The following is a 1,308-nucleotide window of genomic DNA, read 5'->3' on the forward strand; positions in this document are numbered from 1 at the left end:
TCCAGCACCAGCACCGAGGCGCCGCGCCGGGCCAGCGCCAGCGCCGCCGACAACCCGGTAAAGCCGGCCCCGACCACGACCACGTCGGCGTGCCCCGTCACCGGTTCCGCTGCGCCGCCGGCAAAGGCCGGTGCCGTATCGAGCCAATAAGATTCGAGCTTCATGATCGTGTCCTGTCGAAGTAGCTTTCCGGGTGCATGCGCATGCCGCTTACAGGCCGACCAGCGCCGGCAGGCCGCCCAGGTCCGTGATCTGGTGCGAACCCCACACCGGCCACGCCGGTTCGTGGCCGCGCGCCACGAAGACCTTGTTCTTGATGCCGACGTCGTCGGCCGACAGGTGGTCGTAGCGCATGCTCGACGACACGTGCAGGATGTCTTCGGGATTGCAGCCCAGCTGGTCGATCATGTATTCGAACGCGCGCAGGCGCGGCTTGTAGGCTTGCGCCTGCTGCGCCGTGTAGACGCGGTGGAACGGGGCGCCGAGCTTGTCGACGCTGGCCTGGATCTGGGCATCCATCGCGTTCGACAGGATCACCAGCTTGTACTCCTTGGCCAGGCGCGCCAGCGCGGCCGGCACGTCCGCGTGCGGGTTCCAGGTCGGCACCGCGCGGTAGAAGTTCAGGCCCTCGTTGTCGCGGTATTCGACGGCCCAGCGCTTGCAGGTGCGCTCGACCGAATTGCACAGCAGCTGGTCGTACGGGCGCCAGTCGCCCATCACTTCGTCCAGGCGGTAGCGCGCGAAGTCGGTGGTGAATTGCTGCATGTTCTCCGGGGCGACGCGGTCGGCGAACAGTTCGCGCGCCAACTCCGCCATCTGGAAGTTGATCAGCGTGCCGTAGCAGTCGAAGGAAATGTATTTGGGCCGCAGGTTGGTAGTCATGGTTCTGGTTCCTTAGATGATTGATGTTGGCGATTCGGGTCAGGAAGCGCGTTCGTAGGCGATTCGCGGTCACTGCAACGTCGTCTCCTGCATCCATTACACCATCGCCTCCCTGCACGAAAATCCCGTTTTAAGCCTGGCAAAACAGAACAAACCGTGGCATTTGCGGCGCCTTTCGGCACACTATGCGGCGCCGAAAAACGTCAGTCTTCCAGGGCGAAATCGACCAGCACGCTCTTGTGGCGCAGGTTCGCTTCGTACGCCTGGCGGCCGAGGTCCTTGCCGATGCCGGAGCGCTTGTAGCCGCCCGTCGGAATCACGAAATCGGCCGTGCGGCCATAGCGGTTGATCCATACCGTGCCGGCCTCGATGCCGCGCGCCAGGCGCAGGGCGCGGCCAATGTCTGCGGTATGCACCCCGGCGGCC

At 64.8% G+C, this 1,308-nt stretch carries 3 protein-coding genes; all 3 read right to left on the reverse strand.

What is annotated here, in order from left to right; all coding sequences use genetic code 11:
* Window positions 1-164 (reverse strand): FAD-dependent oxidoreductase (locus ACEN88_RS32030; RefSeq protein WP_413346229.1); only part of this gene is annotated, 164 nt, incomplete at its 3' end.
* 46 nt (window positions 165-210) lie between these two features.
* Window positions 211-882 (reverse strand): haloacid dehalogenase type II, encoded by a 672-nt coding sequence (locus ACEN88_RS32035; RefSeq protein WP_413346226.1) that lies wholly within the window; start codon window positions 880-882, stop codon window positions 211-213.
* A 203-nt stretch (window positions 883-1,085) separates the two neighbouring features.
* Window positions 1,086-1,308: aldehyde dehydrogenase family protein (locus ACEN88_RS32040; protein ID WP_413346227.1), on the reverse strand; the 223-nt coding region annotated here is incomplete at its 5' end.

Source organism: Massilia sp. CT11-108, assembly GCF_047302915.1.
Lineage (GTDB): Bacteria > Pseudomonadota > Gammaproteobacteria > Burkholderiales > Burkholderiaceae_D > Telluria > Telluria orientalis.

Bases quoted from the DNA above. Each gene is read 5' to 3' on its own strand.
- ACEN88_RS32035 (WP_413346226.1), bottom strand. From the start codon at position 882: ATGACTACCAACCTGCGGCCCAAATACATTTCCTTCGACTGCTACGGC.